Source organism: Microcoleus sp. LAD1_D3 (genome assembly GCF_036702135.1).
GTDB lineage: Bacteria > Cyanobacteriota > Cyanobacteriia > Cyanobacteriales > Microcoleaceae > Microcoleus.
In genome coordinates, this window is sequence record NZ_JAUBSB010000019.1 from 1 (window position 1) to 14,152 (window position 14,152).

Genomic DNA, 14,152 nt, shown 5'->3' on the forward strand with positions numbered 1-14,152 from the left:
TGATTTTAAACCATCCTAATCTTTCTTCAGTCTTGTCTTATGGTACTTTGGCTGCTTAAAAACTGTCCGGAGTATTGATATTTAAATCCTGGTCAAGTTACTATCGAATATTGAAAGCGGTTAATTAACCTGGCAGAAAGCCCAGGTATAAAAATTGAGAAAACAGCGATAACTTATCCACAAAAAACGCTGTCTTTGCCGAAAAAGATTATCACAGCAGAAGCCAGAAATAGCAGTAGGATAAGTGGTACTGTATCCCTTAGATGAGTGTCAGTCCGTCGCTCAAATACTCCAAAGGAAATGATCGAGTCGGCAGTTGCGATCGCCCCCACAGACTAAAATAAACTAAAATTGCAAGTATTGGTCGATCGACCCCCGTTACTAGACTAAATTTGCATTAAAGGTTTGCTATACTCCAAAAATAGACACATATTAACCTTTGGAAAATTAATAGGCCGGAGCTATGACATCCTATGCAACCTCTACAGCAAGAGCCGAGATGAGTGAGATCCGGCGCTTGAAAAACATACTGCCCCCAGAACTCCAAAGTTGGGTAACAGTAGAAAAAACAATAGAAGTTAATCCCACCCTGATCCGGAGCGAAGAAATAGGCAAAGACCAGGTAGAAATCCAAATAGACCTGATCCGCTGGGAACAGCTAGCAATGGATCAGCGGAACCTCCTATTTTGGCACGAAGTCGCCAGAATCCAAAACGACACCATCCCCAGAGACGGTTGGGAAATGGCAGCCCTCGCCATTGGTTTAGGTGGCGCCGTCGGCGAACTTTGGGTGCAAGACGGCTTGCTGCTGTTACTAGCCCTATCCCTGTGTGGCGTCTCCGGCTGGAGACTTTTCCAAAAAAACAACGGAGAGAAAAGTTTAAAAGAAGCAGTAGACGCCGACGAAAAAGCCCTAGCCCTAGCCACCCGCTTCGGCTACACTCTCCCAAACGCCTACAAAAGCCTCGGCAGCGCCTTAAAAACCTTAATCGAGCAAACCTCCAAAAAACAGCAGCGGGCTAAATACGAAGCTCGTCTCCAGGCGCTCAAACGCAACGCAGCCAAAGCCAAAGCCAAAGTCAAACCCATCACCCGCGAAACATCCCAGTCAGAAAACGTCTACAATTCTTAACCTCATCCCCCGACGCTGGTTACGGGGGTTTTCCAGTTAACGGTTAACTGTTGACTTCTGTGTTAGCTGTTGACTGTTAACTGCGATGGCTATCCGGTGCAAGACAGGCACAAAAATTATTAACGACAAGATTAATCAGTCTGAATCCACAAAAATCTTGATTCCGATGTCAAAGTTTGGCAGCGACTGGGTTCAAAAATCTTTGGGCCAAAACTGGCACTGGTAGACTTAAGTCTATTTTTGCCTTTGATATCATTCTCGGCGGGCGAGTTTGCAGGCGTTTTTGTAAAGTTTGTATAAAGCTAGCCTTTTGTTAACCATAATATTTGGTAAAGGTGGAGCGGCTAGGACAGAATAAGCTAAAGACATCAGCTTGAAATTTGAAACCAGGACTTCATGGTCAGTCACACCCCAGAGGCAGATTTTCGGGTTACGTACTTGGACGAGATTCCCTCAGTTCACATACCCGTGCGCTTGAGCGTACTTGAAGCCGTAAACTTCAAGACAACCTGCCAGCAACTTTTCTCTGGAAGCACCGTTCCCAGCAAAATTGTCCTAGACTTCAGTCAGACGACATTCATAGACAGTAGCGGGATCGGTGCTTTAGTCAGCAATCTGAAATTTGCCAAACAGCGAGATAGCGACTTGGTGCTCCGAAGCCTCAAGCCGCAGGTGATGGCAGTATTTGCTCTCACCAGCCTAGATCAAGTGCTGACGATCGAGCAGCCCTCTGCAACCTCAACTCCCACAGAGACCAACCCCTCGGACAATCAGCTACCGATGACGCACCCCTCAGTGCAATCGTGGGTGAAGCGGCTGATAGATATCGTTGGGGCAATCGTCGGTTTGATAATTACAGGAATTTTGCTCGTACCCATAGCAGCAGCTATCACTATCAACGATCCAGGCCCGATATTTTTCGGTCAAACCCGCTGTGGCTGGATGGGCAGACAATTTCGGATTTGGAAATTTCGATCGATGTGTACCAACGCCGAAGCTATGAAAGCCCAAATCAAAAACCAGGCTTCTGGCGCATTTTTCAAAAATGACAACGACCCGCGGATTACCAAAGTCGGGCGCATCTTACGCAAAACCAGCCTCGACGAACTGCCCCAGTTTTGGAACGTGCTCAAAGGCGAAATGAGTCTAGTCGGCACTAGACCGCCTACCCCAGACGAAGTTGAGCGCTACGAAGTCCCTCAGTGGCAGCGTTTGGATGTCAAACCCGGGATGACAGGGGAATGGCAAGTCAACGGTCGCTCTCAAGTCCGCGATTTTGAAGATGTCATCCGTTTAGATTTAAAATACCAACAAAACTGGAGCCTGGTGTATGACCTCAAACTAATTGTCAAAACTGTAACAGTCCTGTTTAACAAAAATAGTGGCGCTGTGTAGGAACCCTCAACAACCCACCGCTGAACTTTGAGGTGCTGTTGCCGACGAGGGGCGGGAACTCGAACTTGATACTTAGTCAAGCAGACGATCGCTAGCGATACCTACGTTAGCATTAAGTGTTAAAATTCACACGCCCAGAAAATGCACAGCTAGTTGCCAGCTCTGCATTCAGAGCATTAATAATTAGCAGCTTGCGAGTTCGAGCTCATACTCGAATGATCCCAGCATGATTTTCGAGGACGAGAAGAACTCACCTGTGTTTAGAAAAGTAGCGACTGCTAACACGGTCGAAGCTTAAATCACTGCCTCGCAAGCTGACTCGGGAATTATCCCTATTTAAACGCCCTACCGAGGCGGGTTACAGTATCGGAAGTCTCTCATTTGCTGTGCGAGTAAATGGTGCGAAAGGAATGCTCACCTTGAGGCAAAACGGGCTTCTTCAACTCAAGCTTGACTTAACTAATATGTTGCCAAGACCTTGCCCTCCTTTTTCTCTCCCTCCCCCGCTGAGTACAGCGGTGGTGGGGGCCGACCAGGGGGAAGAAAGATGAAAGACAAGCAACCAAAGGCCGAGTGGCACCTGCAGGTTGAAACAGACCTGAATGCTTTAACATCCGTTTTGGAATGGTTGGAGAATATCGTTTTGCCCATGATACCAGCGGATTTCTGGTGGCAGTGCCGCCTGATAATCAACGAAGGCTTTACAAACGCTGTCCGCCACGCTCACCTGAACTTGCCGCCCGCGACGCCCATAGACATTGAGGTAAAAGTGTTTGCTGATTACTTAGAAATTAGGATTTGGGACAGGGGTCAACCCTTCAACTTAGAAGCAAAGCTGCACTCGATCATGCAAGAGCAGCGCGATCCTTTGGACAGAGAAGGAGAAAGGGGATTGGTGTTCATGTACAAGCTCACAGACGACCTTCGGTATATCCGTACCGACGATCGCCGCAACTGCCTGGTAATGCGAAAAAACATTACCTGAGGGCGCGATACCCGCCCGGTCAGGGCGGCTTTCGCAAGGAGTGGAAGATCCCCTCGCCCCCTATTGTCCTACCGGGAACCCAACCAAATCCTCTGCAATTCTGCGGGTGTAGGCTCGATGCACGCGGCTGCAGGACAATTTGCTTCAAAATAAATATTATGCGTATTCTAATTTATTCCTATAACTACTATCCAGAGCCGATCGGCATTGCCCCCCTAATGACAGAACTAGCGCAAGGCTTAGTCAAGCGGGGGCACCAAGTCCGAGTCGTCACAGGAATGCCCAACTATCCGCAGCGCCGGATTTATCCGCAATATGAGGGCAAATTTTACCTCACCGAAGAACACAACGGCGTCACAATTCAGCGCAGCTATCTGCGCGTCAACGGTCCCCACCCCACCCTCCTAGACCGACTTTTGCTAGACGGCAGTTTTGTCGTCTCCAGCGCAGTCCAAGCCTTCAGAGGCTGGCGTCCCGACGTAATTTTCTCGACCATGCCCCCTTTACCGATTTGCGTCCCAGTCGCCTTTTACGGCTGGATTCGCGCTTGCCCGATCGTCCTCAACGTTCAGGATATCGTCTCAGAAGCAGCCGTGCGCGTCGGCTTGGTCAAAAAAAATGGACTGCTAGTTCGCATTGCTGACGCTTTGGAAAAATTGGCCTACAGCACAGCCAGCCAAGTCAGCGTCATCGACAGCGGTTTTATCAAAAAATTGCACTCTCAGGGAGTACCCCCGGACAAAATAGTTTGCGTTCCCAATTGGGTTGATGTTAATTTCATTCGCCCCTTACCCAAAGAAAATAACTCATTTCGAGAAACTCACAAACTCCAGGGCAAATTTGTCGTTCTCTATGCTGGGAATATTGCCCTCACTCAAGGCTTGCAAACAGTTGTCCAAGCCGCGGCTCGTTTGAAACATATACCCGAAATCGCTTTTGTAATTGTGGGGGAATTAACAGCACTCGCCCGCTTGCAACAAGATTGCGAAACTTACAAAGCTAATAATGTAATGTTGCTGCCATTTGAACCGCGAGAAAAATTGCCCGAATTGTTAGCTGCTGCTGATGTTAGTTTAGTAGTACAAAAGCGCCGCGTTACTAACTTCAATATGCCTTCAAAAATTCAAGTAATTCTCGCCAGCGGTCGGGCAATTTTGGCGTCGGTTCCAGAAACTGGTACGGCCCAGAAAGCAGTGCAGCAAAGCGGTGGCGGGGTGGTGGTAGCGCCGGAAGATTCGCAGGCTTTGGCTGATGCTGTTGAGGATTTGTACTTGCACCCTGCTAAGGTGGATGCGTTGGGCGAGCAAGGCCGAAATTATGCTGTGGAGAATTACGGATTTGAGGAAGCTTTGAATCATTATGAGGCTTTATTTGCGGCGGTGGCAGCGAGTCATGCTGAGAAAATATTGGCACCGCTGCCAAAATAAGATAAGCGGTTGAAACCGCTCCTACACAACCTTTCATCCCTATCTAAGAGACTAAAGAATTAAGGGGGTAGTTAAACTCGATTTGATATTACCTTTTTCCCAATTCTCAATTACCTTTTTCCCAATTCCCTTTTTCCCAATTCCCTTTTTCCCAATTCCCAATTACCTTTTTCCCAATTACCTTTTTCCCAAAATATTATGAAATTCACCCTGAATGTAGAAAACAACCCTACAGGCTGGCCTGACCACACTCAGCTACCAGAATCAGACGGTACTTTTGTGAAAAATTTTCAAGAACATCCCCAAAGCATTCTGTTAACCGATTCAATTACTCCCGTCCTCGAAAGAATTCATCCAGACGCTAACTACTGTATCGGTCAAGACAGCGGGATTTATTGGCGATTAACTGACCCGCTAGAACGGGGTGCAGAAGCACCAGATTGGTTTTATGTGCCCGATGTCCCGCCAACCATTGACGGTCAATTGCGCCGTTCTTATGTGATGTGGCAAGAATTGATTGCACCGTTAATTGTGTTAGAATTTGTATCGGGCAATGGTGCCCAAGAACGGGACAGAACGCCTTTATTGCGTTCCGGTCAACAGGAAACTAAGCCGGGTAAATTCTGGATTTATGAAAATGTCATCCGTCCGGCATTTTATGGCATTTATGAGGTAAGCAAGGCGAGTGTAGAAGTCTATTATCTGATGGAAAATAGGTATCGATTGGTTGCTGTAAATGAACGCGGTCATTATCCGATTGAACCGTTGGGAGTTGAATTGGGAATTTGGCAAGGAAGGTATCAAAATGTAGATTTGCCTTGGTTGCGCTGGTGGGACAGTGAAGGGAATTTGCTGTTGGCGGGATCTGAAAGAGCCGATGTAGAACACCAAAGGGCCGATGTAGAACAGCAAAGAGCCGATCGAGCAGAACAAGAATTAGAGCAATTGCGGGCGCAGTTGCGATCGGCTGGAATTCAACCGGAATTGTGAGCGAAATCTTGACTGGGAGGTGACTGACCAGAAGTGTCCGGTTAAAGAATTATCATTAACTTTGTAGTGACGGAAGTCCTCAAATCCCGCCCATTGCCGATCGCCAACAATTTTATTATAGTCATTAACCGGACATGATATGAAATAAGGTGCGTACATCATATCATTCTTTCTGTCTGTTGCTAATTTCTGCAAGGCTTGGTTCTGTGCGGTTAGTAATAATAATGCCGCAGACGATCGCCAACGTACTAAAAATATGCACCCACGAAATCGCTTCACCGAGAAACAGCCGCGCAGCAATACCGCTAAAAACCGGAATCAGGTAATAGATTAAGGCCGTGCGGTTCGGGCCAATGAGGGCGATCGCCTGATTCCACGCTAGAAACGCCACCACCGACGAAAGAACCCCTACATAAAGTAACGCCAGGGCGATCGAACGATTGAATACCACAGGGTGATAAATCCAACATTCCAGTGCATAGAAGGGCGATAAAAACAACAGCCCCAAGCTAAAAGTGCATAAAGTGAAAGTTGTCATCCGCAGGTTGGGTGGCTTGCGCTTTACTAGCATAGTGTAGCCAGCAAAGATGATAGATGCTAGCAACATATACAGATCGCCGATCGCAAAGGAAATGCTCAGCAGCCTTTCTAACGAGCCTCCCGCGATTAACAATACAACACCGCTGACGGCGATCGCAATGCCGACAGCGCGCGTTAACGAGATAAGTTCTCCGTAAAAAAAACGAGACATAAGTACAATAAAAACCGGAGAAGAAGTGGCAATTAACGCCATATTCACCGCCAGAGTTGTGTGACCGGCAACGTAAATCAAAGTGTTAAAAGCAGTCACGCCTAACAGCGCCGATACAGTCAAGTAAGGGAGATATTTTTGAATCAATTTCCAGTCAGAAACGGCCGCCCGCACGGTGAATGGAGCCAAAGTTGCCACAGCAATCGCCCATCGCCAGAAAGCTAGACCGAACGGCAAAATATCCTGATTCAAAGCTCTAGCAACGATGAAGTTTCCCGCCCAAATAACAGTCGCAATTACTGCAAAAAAATAACCGAGTGACATTCTCTTATTCATTTAGTGGGGGTGATTTTTATGAGAATGTTTAAGCAGCTTCGTTTGAATTAAGTTAAATAAGGGAATGAGATATAAATAAAAGGCATAAGGGATAAAATCTGAATTCACACTCAAGACAGTTGCAGGCACTAATCCGGCAATATTCCAAGGGATTAATGGAGAAATCACAACAGCGGTATTTTCCAAGTCTACAGCGAGTTGATAATCATCTAATCCATCTTTTCGGTATTTTTCTTCTACTAACTGATGAGTCAGGAGAATTGCGATAGTTTGGGTACAGCCAAATGCTGCTGATAAAATGCTAATTACTGTCGTCCCTAAAAATAAATCGCCTCTCGTTCGAGCTTTGTTTAGATACACTTCAATAAATTCTAGCGTTCTCGTCCCCGCAAAAATGCCGGCAAAGGCTGTCGATACAATCACAACTGTTGAAACTTTGAGCATCGACAAAATGCCTCCTCCCGCCACAATATCTTTTAAACTAGAAGTTGATTCTAACTTAAATCCGGTGAGCGCGAATTGCAGAATGTCGATCGGCGAATAACCTTGAACGAAAATGGCGATCGCACTTCCAGCAATTATACTAACACCCATCGCGATTTTGACTTCGACTCGCAGCACACAAAGGATGAGAATTGTCAAGGCTGGCAGCAAAGTTATCGAGTTAAGATTGAAGGCGGTGCCTAGTTCCAAAGCCAAATTGTTGCCCGAAAGTTCTACGGGATTTAAAAAAGATAAAATTAAATACAAGAGGCTGGAAACTATCAGCGGTAATAAGCCTGTCACGGTCATGTTTTTGAGATTAGTATAAATTTCGGTTTTGGTAATGATGGCAATCAAATTAGCGCTCGAAGACATCGGAGAACACCGATCGCCAAAATAAGCTCCGGCAACAATTGCCCCCGCAATCATATTGGGATTGACACCGCTGCCGCGTGCCGCGATCGTTAACGCAATGCCGATCGTGCTCGCAGTCCCAAAGGAAGTTCCCAGCAGCACAGAAACAATGCTAGTTAAGATAAACGCCGAAAAGATAAAATACTGAGGGCTAATCAATTTAATTCCCCAATATACGAGAACCGGAACCGTCCCCGCAGCCATCCAGACAGCCATCACAGCCCCGATTAAAAGTAAAATACCGATTACTGAAAAAGATTTTTGACTGCCAGTAACAGCCATTTCTATCAAGCTTGTTAGCGGAAATCCTCTTCTCAACAAAACGGCAATCAAAATTACCATCGAAGCCAGAAGTGGAGCAACTATAAAATAACTTTTGATGGCACTCACTAAAAGTAGAATAAATGAAATAATTACAAAAAATAGCAAATCCATTATTGATGGGCTTTCATGTATTCTCTTAGTAAGGCGTTGATCTGAGTTTGATAACCACGACCTTGAGATTTAAACCACTCCAAAACATCACTGTCAATGCGTAAAGTCACTTGAGCTTTAGTCTTAGGGTTAGGCAAGCCTCGCCGAACTACGGCTTTAGCGAACATTTCAGGCGTAATTTCAGGGCAATCAGAGAAATCAATATCTTCATCAGTCATGGCATCTAGACGTTCCCAGTCAGTTTGAGATTTGCTCGAAGTAAATTCGTTGTTCATATTTGTTTGCTTTTCTAGCATAAACAATGCGGGTACATTCCTCTCGTTCTGTATGGACGATAGCGACTACTCGCCCTTGCAACACAAACCAAAAGTCACAAACCTTTGCTCCCCATAACTGAATCGTTCGTCCTCAACTGTTACGATTTCTCCATCAAAAACTAATGGAACATCGATAAAGTCAATTCCATGTTTGCTAAGGTTGGTAAGACGTTTAGTCTCATCCCACTCAAATTCAATACCTTGATTGTCACTAGATATTGTAACTACAATTTGTAGTTACAGACCCTCACTTTATCACATCTTTGAATTGCTCGGGTAGAGCCGATCGCCTCCTTCACCCCTCCCCATCCTAGATGTCACCGCACCCCTGTCAGACGACGCAGCAGCCGCTCGAAACAAAACGCTAAAATACTAGATATCACACAATTTCGGAGTTAATATTTGACACTTGCACCCGCGCGCGAAATCGTCCTAGCTTGGCTCTCTGAGCGCGTTCCTGCTGCCCGCATCACACATATCCTCGGAGTCGAACAGACAGCAGGTGACTTGGCTCGCCATTACGGCCTCGACGAAGCCAAAGCTCGATCGGCCGGTTTGTTGCACGATTTGGCAAAATACTTCAAACCTCCACTGCTGCTGCAAATGGCAAGGGCGGAAGGTTTAGAGTTAGACTCAGTATTGGAAGCAAACCCGCATTTGCTGCACGCAGACGCGAGCGCGATCGTCGCCAGAGACGAATTCGGGGTAGTCGATCGAGAAATTTTGGACGCAATCGCCAATCACACCCTCGGCCGACCAAACATGAGTCAGCTCAGTTGTACCGTATTTGTAGCAGATAGCATAGAGCCGAGCCGCGGCAACACAGCCCAACTAGAAGCTCTGCGCGAGGCAAGCTTGCAAAATCTTTATGCAGCCGTGTGGCAAAGTAGCGATTATTCTCTTAAATATTTGCTAGAAACTCGCTGCTACATCCACCCCCGCACCGTACTTACGCGCAATTGGGCGCTGCAAATGGCCCGCGAATCGCAGGTAACAGGAAATTCGACGGGGAAGTCGATCGAACAAATCACAAGTTAAAAGTAAAATTTACCAGCAATCCTGTCCTTACTTTTGGCTTCAGCCTAACTCCTACTTCCCGTCTCAAACAGCCAACAACCGATGGCCAAAGCGCACCCATTCCCCCGAACCCCTATCAATTAGGAAATTAAACACTTAATGTCAGATCTAACTCAACTCGAATACTCCAGGGCCCAGTCTACAGCAACGGACGGCACCTCCCAAGACGAAGCCCGTGGCCTGATCATGACCGTTGCCCAAGCAGCCGATGACCGCAAAGCAGTAGATATTGTATTGCTCCGGGTGTCAGAAGTATGCTTTTTGGCAGACTACTTTGCGATCGTCACCGGGTTTTCCAATGTGCAGGTACGAGCCATCTCCCAAGCGATAGCAGACCAAGTGGAAGAAGAGTGGCAACGCTTGCCACTGCGTACACAAGGGCTATCAGACGCAAGTTGGGTCGTCATGGACTACGGCGACGCGATTATTCACATTTTGAAGCCTCAAGAGCGCGAATTCTACAATTTAGAAGCGTTCTGGGGACACGCCGAACGCATTGACTTTTCCCCCGCGCCGTGAGGATGGCTAATGTGAAAGACGTTTCTGCTTCTATTTGTCCGGTTCCGCAAGAACAGCGACCCATCAATGAATACCAAGAACTTAAAGAATCCTGGTTTTTTAGCTGGGTAACACTCAATTGGCCCGGATACCTGGCAAAACTAGCTTGGGTGTGGGCTTGGAGTTGCTTGGTATCTGGGCCGATAGCTGCTTCTAGCTTTGCTCCTGTCAAGTATCCAGCTAAGTTTGTCCTGTGCGGTGCCGCAGGTGCCGGTTTTATTCTAGGATTAGCTTTGCTGCGACTCTACTTGGGTTGGTTCTACGTGCGATCGCGCCTTTCAAATCCCACGGTCGTCTACGAAGAGTCTGGCTGGTACGATTGTCAATCTTGGCCTAAAACTCCCGAAGTTTTGCTTCAAGACCAGTTGATTGTCAACTACCAACTAGAACCAATTCTCAGGCGTCTGCGGCAGACATTTTATGGTTTGACAGTATTGCTGGTTGCCGGGGGACTAACTTGGAGTTGTTTGTAATCGGGAATGCAAGGGAGTTTTGAGTTTTGAGATAGCCGCGCACAGCCAACAACACACACGGGGTGCATGAGTCAGAAACGATCGCAGAAAGATTAACTTTACAACTCGTAACTGGCAGCTCGCAACTCCTAACTTCCTCAACCCCAATCTAAAATCTAAAATCTAAAATCTAAAATTGATATGACAAGGGGAAAACGAACCCAAGCTCCCGAACTGGAAGTCACATTGCTGCGCGAAGGTATTGTGGAATCGAGGCACCGCGCCCAGGCCGCTGTCTGCGACAACCGCGGGCGCGTTCTCTCTGTTGCTGGTAACTCGGAAACGGCTTCATTTGTCCGTTCTTCACTCAAGCCTTTTCAAGCTTTGGCTGTGACGGGGACTGGCACTTTAGAACGCTACGAATTGACCGATCGAGATTTAGCGATTATTTGCAGTTCCCATCAAGGTACGATCGAGCAATCGCGCCAGGTATTTAACGTCCTGTGGCGCTGCGACATTGACCCCTCTAAACTTCAATGCCCCATTCCCGAAGGCAAAAAGAGCGCCCTGCAATACAACTGTTCCGGCAAACACGCGGGAATGCTGGCTGTCTGCCAGCAACTGCACTGGCCTCTGGACAATTATTTACGCCGCAAACATCCTGTCCAGCAGCTTATTTTGGGCAAAGTGGCTGACTTGCTGGCAATGCCTGCCGAAGAGTTTATCAGCGCTCGTGACGACTGCGGTGCTCCTACCTATCTGTTGCAGTTGGGGCAAATGGCGTCTTTGTACGCTAAGTTGGCTTCCGGCGACAATGTGGAGATGGAGCGGATTGTCCGCGCTATGACTCATCACCCAATGATGGTTGCTGGTGAGGGGAAATTTGACACGGAACTGATGCGTTTGACTCAAGGCGAATTGGTGAGCAAGTCCGGCGCCGAAGGGGTGCAGTGCATTGGCCGCGTTGGCGAAGGCATGGGCTTGGCAATTAAGGTGACGGATGGGGGAAAGCGGGCTCAATTTGCTGTGGCGATTCACTTGCTCAAGCAGTTGGGGTGGATTACTCCGACGATCGCCGAAACTCTTTCGGAGACTTACCTGACTCTCAGCGAGTTCAAGCGCTTGGAGGTAATCGGGGAAGTTTCGATGCTTTAGGGCGATCGAGACTCTGATCCGATTTCAGCAACCCCTCCCACAATCTAAAAAGTTTTTTTGATTTAGGGGTTGCAATTTTCAGAAAGATATGTTTATATTAGAAAAGAGATAAAACGACGCGGGATAGAGCAGCCTGGTAGCTCGTCGGGCTCATAACCCGAAGGTCAGTGGTTCAAATCCACTTCCCGCCACCAAATTTGATAAGACAAGCCCCGGCAGCCTAAAGGTTGCTGGGGTTTGTTTTATACCGTCTGTTTGATGCCTTCTGCGATCGCCTCTTCGAGAGATTGAAAGCAGTTTATTTTAGTCTGCAAAAAAAATGAGGACACAGCAGTGCTGTGTCCCTACCGGATATTTGTGTTTTTCTTAAACGGAAAAGATAAGACCCATCCTCAACTTCAACACTTAACAAAAAAAGAGGACACAGCAGTGCTGTGTCCCTACCGGATATTTGTGTTTTTCCCAAACGGAAAATATAAGACCGATCCTCAACCTCAAGACTTAACCCCATACTTTTCGACGATTGTTTATGCAAGCTTTATTTGTCAAAAATGTGCAATCCGATATCCCTATTTTTTAAATCAGGATTTTAAATTGCTAAATCGGCTGAGCTTCCAACCAATCAAAAATCAAGTTTAACTGTTCCAATGTCACTAACCCGTACTGCCACAGAACCATCGGCAGTTCGCTGGCATCTTGTTCACCGTGTCGGAGAGCAACGGCGATGGCAGAATTCGATATTGCCAACTCTCCCCGCAAATAATCGATCAGTTGAGCCTTTCTCATCACCTTCACCGCCAGTTTTATGTGCTATTGTAAAGATCTGTATCTAATCGGTCTGTATCGGAAGTTTAATTGGTCTAATTTTAGGTTCACAATAGAGAACCAGGTGTGATGGAAACCGCACAAAACTGGTGATAAAACTCAGATAAAAAAGCGATCGCAGTCACAATAACTCCGAGAATCAAAAATTAGGTTCCGCGATCGCTCGTTTGCTTCACTTCAATTGATTTAAAATTGCTAAAGTCCAAGCTGAAGTTGAACTCCTGCTTCTGTGCCACTATCGGTTTGTTTGGGAGGTAAAGGATTTCCTTGACGCTGGGCGTCCGAAGGAGTAGTGATAAATTCCAATGGGCCCTCGATTTTGAGGCGAAATGTGTCGCCCAAGCTGCTTTCCCTTCTAGCAGAATTAGCCGCCGTTTCAGGTTCACCAATCAAGTTTTGGTAGTCCGAGTCTAAGGTTCTGTCCTCCACCGTCCTCAACGACTCCCCAGATAAAGTCGTTTCCGAATTTTGGGGCGCTGGTTGCAGTCTTTGTTGGGCGAGAACCGCCGGGGTCAAACCGATAAAAATTGAGCTCAGTCCGAGAGCAGTGCCAAGACTAGCAATAACTGCGTTCATCATCCATGCCTCCGCTAGTTGCATCCTACTATGCTTATTTTACCTAGCCGGAATTAAGTTGCACTCTATCAAAAGTAGCTGCTTGTGGAGAGATCAATTAAAGTTCCTGTCAAAACTTATAACTTTCGATCGTGCTCTCGGTCAAATAGAACTGACGCAGCAATCGGGTTGAAACGCCAAAATACGTCATTTCAGGAATGAGTCAACCAAAAACTCGGTTTGTTTGATTAGCGCGCGTCAGGAGTGGAAAAATAGTTAGTGCTGGACGCACGGGTGGCTATCCACCGGGGTTTTTTCATAAAAATAGTTGGTTGCAGCCCGCCGACACGCTAAAAAAACCCGGTTTCAGATACCAGTTTAAAAAAAGAATGGAACAGCCAGCAAATTCTAAACCCTTACAGAATCAGTTTTTCGCAATTCTTTAATTCTTTAATCTCCAATAGTCCGGACAGTTTTTATATAGCCCAATGGCTTATGCTCGCTTGACTTTGAGCCACTGTGGATAATTAAATCAATGTCAGCTCCACCCCTGACTTACATTTAATTCGACTTTTTTACGATCCTTGCCCTGTAAAGCTTGTAGTATCGTTCCAAAAATTGTCCGGAGTATTGTAATCTCAAATCTATAATAGTATGAGCGTGTAGAGTCAGTCCAGGATTGATACTGCATTCATCTCGATCGCCAATGTTCCCAAAGCTCGTGATCGCGCTAAGATGACGGTGGCAGTCGTTAAAAATTCAGTTGCCAGCGGCAGATTCCGAGTTATTAACAGCACTTTGCCTACTAAAACCATCTCAACTTCAAAACCTGCGCTCATCAATTTGTACTTGACCGGAATGTTGT

General features: G+C 46.7%; 16 protein-coding genes and 1 tRNA gene. 10 read left to right on the plus strand and 7 right to left on the minus strand.

From position 1 onward, the window contains the following. Positions 1-463: 463 nt before the first annotated feature. From QUA74_RS13385 to QUA74_RS13405, 5 genes are all read left to right on the plus strand, one after another. Positions 464-1,132 carry a DUF3318 domain-containing protein gene (locus tag QUA74_RS13385; protein ID WP_333141663.1) on the plus strand — a complete coding sequence of 223 codons (669 nt, stop codon included), beginning with the start codon at positions 464-466 and terminating at the stop codon, positions 1,130-1,132. A gap of 396 nt (positions 1,133-1,528) precedes the next feature. Then, a complete protein-coding gene (locus tag QUA74_RS13390) occupies positions 1,529-2,527 on the plus strand; it encodes a sugar transferase (RefSeq protein ID WP_333329360.1) in 999 nt (332 codons plus the stop codon). A gap of 547 nt (positions 2,528-3,074) precedes the next feature. Continuing rightward, positions 3,075-3,512 carry an ATP-binding protein gene (locus QUA74_RS13395; protein WP_333329363.1) on the plus strand — a complete coding sequence of 146 codons (438 nt, stop codon included), beginning with the start codon at positions 3,075-3,077 and terminating at the stop codon, positions 3,510-3,512. Positions 3,513-3,670: 158 nt separating this feature from the next. Further along, the gene (locus QUA74_RS13400; protein ID WP_333329366.1) at positions 3,671-4,939 is read left to right on the plus strand and encodes a WcaI family glycosyltransferase; all 1,269 of its coding nucleotides are present in this window, start codon (positions 3,671-3,673) and stop codon (positions 4,937-4,939) included. 198 nt (positions 4,940-5,137) lie between these two features. Beyond that, positions 5,138-5,929, plus strand: a complete 792-nt coding sequence (locus tag QUA74_RS13405; protein WP_333329369.1) for a Uma2 family endonuclease — start codon at positions 5,138-5,140, stop codon at positions 5,927-5,929. 163 nt (positions 5,930-6,092) lie between these two features. Here the strand turns inward: QUA74_RS13405 and QUA74_RS13410 are convergent, their stop codons facing one another. The 4 genes from QUA74_RS13410 to QUA74_RS13425 all read right to left on the minus strand — a co-directional run bounded on the left by QUA74_RS13410 (position 6,093) and on the right by QUA74_RS13425 (position 8,896). Continuing rightward, complete coding sequence (locus QUA74_RS13410) at positions 6,093-7,004, minus strand: DMT family transporter (RefSeq protein ID WP_333329372.1); 912 nt, start codon at positions 7,002-7,004, stop codon at positions 6,093-6,095. 12 nt (positions 7,005-7,016) lie between these two features. Further along, positions 7,017-8,348, minus strand: a complete 1,332-nt coding sequence (locus tag QUA74_RS13415) for a Na+/H+ antiporter NhaC family protein (RefSeq protein ID WP_333329375.1) — start codon at positions 8,346-8,348, stop codon at positions 7,017-7,019. Continuing rightward, positions 8,348-8,623, minus strand: a complete 276-nt coding sequence (locus tag QUA74_RS13420) for a BrnA antitoxin family protein (protein WP_333154178.1) — start codon at positions 8,621-8,623, stop codon at positions 8,348-8,350. Before QUA74_RS13420 ends, QUA74_RS13415 begins: the two co-directional genes overlap by 1 nt. 66 nt (positions 8,624-8,689) lie before the next feature. After that, on the minus strand, positions 8,690-8,896 hold the full coding sequence (locus QUA74_RS13425; RefSeq protein WP_333329600.1) for a BrnT family toxin: 207 nt from the start codon (positions 8,894-8,896) through the stop codon (positions 8,690-8,692). 171 nt (positions 8,897-9,067) lie between these two features. On the opposite strand from QUA74_RS13425, the gene yqeK reads away from it, so the two are divergent. The 5 genes from yqeK (at position 9,068) to QUA74_RS13450 (ending at position 12,101) form a co-directional block, all read left to right on the plus strand. Next, the gene (gene yqeK, locus QUA74_RS13430; RefSeq protein ID WP_333329379.1) at positions 9,068-9,703 is read left to right on the plus strand and encodes a bis(5'-nucleosyl)-tetraphosphatase (symmetrical) YqeK; all 636 of its coding nucleotides are present in this window, start codon (positions 9,068-9,070) and stop codon (positions 9,701-9,703) included. Between the two features lie 138 nt (positions 9,704-9,841). After that, positions 9,842-10,261, plus strand: a complete 420-nt coding sequence (gene rsfS / locus QUA74_RS13435) for a ribosome silencing factor (RefSeq protein ID WP_333329382.1) — start codon at positions 9,842-9,844, stop codon at positions 10,259-10,261. Positions 10,262-10,263: 2 nt separating this feature from the next. Next, on the plus strand, positions 10,264-10,773 hold the full coding sequence (locus QUA74_RS13440; protein ID WP_333329385.1) for a CGLD27 family protein: 510 nt from the start codon (positions 10,264-10,266) through the stop codon (positions 10,771-10,773). A 180-nt stretch (positions 10,774-10,953) separates the two neighbouring features. After that, positions 10,954-11,907 (plus strand): asparaginase, encoded by a 954-nt coding sequence (locus QUA74_RS13445; protein ID WP_333329388.1) that lies wholly within the window; start codon positions 10,954-10,956, stop codon positions 11,905-11,907. 117 nt (positions 11,908-12,024) lie between these two features. Further along, a tRNA-Met gene (locus QUA74_RS13450) sits at positions 12,025-12,101 on the plus strand. 403 nt (positions 12,102-12,504) lie between these two features. Here QUA74_RS13450 and QUA74_RS13455 read toward each other — a convergent pair. The 3 genes from QUA74_RS13455 to QUA74_RS13465 all read right to left on the minus strand — a co-directional run bounded on the left by QUA74_RS13455 (position 12,505) and on the right by QUA74_RS13465 (position 14,126). Further along, complete coding sequence (locus tag QUA74_RS13455; RefSeq protein WP_333329391.1) at positions 12,505-12,693, minus strand: DUF2949 domain-containing protein; 189 nt, start codon at positions 12,691-12,693, stop codon at positions 12,505-12,507. 234 nt (positions 12,694-12,927) lie between these two features. Continuing rightward, positions 12,928-13,332, minus strand: coding sequence for a hypothetical protein (locus QUA74_RS13460; protein WP_333329393.1), 405 nt, complete (start codon positions 13,330-13,332; stop codon positions 12,928-12,930). A gap of 623 nt (positions 13,333-13,955) precedes the next feature. After that, a complete protein-coding gene (locus QUA74_RS13465) occupies positions 13,956-14,126 on the minus strand; it encodes a hypothetical protein (RefSeq protein WP_333329396.1) in 171 nt (56 codons plus the stop codon). Positions 14,127-14,152 lie beyond the last annotated feature (26 nt).